We start from the raw sequence: 2,187 nt of genomic DNA, 5'->3' as shown, positions 1-2,187 counted from the left end.
GCCGTTACGCACCACCCCGTCAGTAGCTGAACAGGAGGGACAGCTGATAGAAACAGAAGCCACTGGAGCACCTCAAAAACACCATCATACACTAAATCAGTAAGTTGGCAGCATCACCAAAATGTCTGTAGGACATTCATAGGAAAAGGCTTTTTTACTCGTCGTTTTCTTACTCGTTTAGTCGGGTATTACCGCCTGACGAATGAGGGGATGTACAGGGAAAATGGGGAGACGGCCTTCACGCTGGGCAGGAGAAAGGCCGTTTTTTATCGAAAACTTAAAAATAGCTAATGGTGACTTCGCGAAGTTCAGGATGACCGGGTAACGTTCTCTGACTGACGGAGCCAAGCGACTGCATAAAGCGCGAATCACCAGATGTCGGAACCACCATCTGGTGCGTCTGTTTTTCACCGTTTCGGTAGCAGGTGACCTGTAGGGCTTGCCTCTGGGGCACCGTGCTGCAAGCGCCCTCCACGATGCTTCCGATAAAGTGGATTCTTCCCGATGTGGCTCGGTCCTGAGCCTGAGCCATTGTCGATAACGTTAAAGCAGCCAAGGCCAGACAAACTACGCGTGCTGTATTCATTTTAGACCCCACATCCTGTGAGCAATATCGGCAACGCGGAATTATCGCCCTGCCTCCTTTTAATGCCTGTTTCGCAATGAAAAAGTCATCCTGATAACTATAGTTCTCGCCATTTTTATCGGTATCCGTTATTTGTCGTATTTATCTGTTTTATCCGTAATTTTGCGAGCTATATCATATTAATTTTAAGAATAACCTCACCATAAAAAGACGATAAAACGGCCATTCTGTAGGTATTCCGGATTGCCAACCCGTCACGATATGTTAGGGTAAGGTTATTATTGTTAATTATCTGAGGGAATATTCGCACACCTTTCTTTATTTCCACCTTTTATCCAAGCGGGAATAACCTGTCGTTTCTGGCTTAACACGCGAAAATAACAAGGTCTTATTATGCAAACTACAACAAAAAGCGCGCTTACGCTTGCCGCACTACTTACCTCTTCTACCCTCTATGCCGCAGACCTCCCCGGTAAAGGCATTACGGTGCATCCAGTACAAAGTCCTCTACCGGAAGAGACGTTTCAAACCGAAATTATCAACCGGGCGCTGAAGCAGCTTGGCTACGATGTCGCGCCTATCGAAGAGGTAGAATACAACGTTGCCTATACCTCAATTGCTTCCGGTGACGCCACGTATATGGCGGTCAACTGGATGCCGCTGCAGCAGGATATGTATCACGCCAGCGGCGGCGATAAGAAATTCTACCGTCAGGGCACCTATATTAGCGGCGCAGCACAGGGTTATTTGATCGATAAAAAAACCGCCGACAAATATCACATTACCGATATTTCACAGTTGAAAGACCCTAAGCTCGCGCAGCTATTTGACGCCAACGGTGACGGCAAAGCCGATTTAGCAGGCTGTAACCCCGGCTGGGTGTGCGGCTCGGTGATTGATACCCAAATTAAGGCTTACGGCCTTGATAAGACGGTGACGCAAAACCAGGGCAACTATGCGGCGATCATTGCCGATACCCTCTCCCGCTATAAGGCCGGAAAGCCGGTGCTTTACTGGACCTGGACGCCGTATTGGGTCAGCGATGAGCTTAAACCGGGGAAGGATGTAGTGTGGCTGACCGTGCCGTTCTCGGCGAATCCGGGCACGCTTAAGGATTTGAATACCGAACTACCAAACGGCAAGAACTACGGTTTTGCCGTGAACAACGAGTACATCGTCGCCAATAAAGAATGGGCGGCAAAAAACCCGGCGGCGGCGAAGCTGTTTGCGGTGGCGAAACTGCCGCTGGCGGACGTGAACGCCCAGAACCAGCTGATGCATACCGGGAAATCAACACCGGAAGATATTCAAAGCCACGTCGACGGCTGGATTAAGGCCCACCAGGAAACATTTGATGGTTGGATAAAAGAGGCGCTGGCGGCGAAGTAAGCTGCGTTGTGGGAAACCCGGGGTCGGCGTAAACGCCTCGCCCGGGCTACGTCGGATGGTGAGTTTTGCACCATTGTCGCCCGGGCAAGCGCAGGTACAAACCGGAAACATAGGTAACACTTTAGACCGGATACATGGGTAACAGTTATAACTGGCATAGAAGAGGAGACTCGCTATGCCCTGGACTGAGACCCGACCTATGCAACGCCTTG

3 protein-coding genes are annotated in these 2,187 nt (G+C 50.1%); 1 reads left to right on the top strand and 2 read right to left on the bottom strand.

Annotation, left to right across the window (positions count from 1 at the left end; genetic code table 11):
* On the bottom strand, positions 1-63 hold a 63-nt coding region (locus tag RDN66_RS15830; protein WP_001676991.1), incomplete at its 3' end, for an IS1 family transposase.
* Positions 64-277: 214 nt separating this feature from the next.
* Positions 278-454 (bottom strand): hypothetical protein, encoded by a 177-nt coding sequence (locus RDN66_RS15825; RefSeq protein ID WP_308538005.1) that lies wholly within the window; start codon positions 452-454, stop codon positions 278-280.
* Between the two features lie 525 nt (positions 455-979).
* On the opposite strand from RDN66_RS15825, the gene proX reads away from it, so the two are divergent.
* Positions 980-1,975, top strand: coding sequence for a glycine betaine/L-proline ABC transporter substrate-binding protein ProX (gene proX, locus RDN66_RS15820; protein WP_035893541.1), 996 nt, complete (start codon positions 980-982; stop codon positions 1,973-1,975).
* Positions 1,976-2,187: the final 212 nt, after the last annotated feature.

Origin of the sequence: uncultured Kluyvera sp., from assembly GCF_902485085.1 — a bacterium.
Classification (GTDB): Bacteria; Pseudomonadota; Gammaproteobacteria; order Enterobacterales; family Enterobacteriaceae; genus Kluyvera; species Kluyvera ascorbata.
The sequence above is the reverse complement of the archived record's forward strand: the minus strand, read 5'-3'. Positions and strand labels throughout refer to the sequence as shown.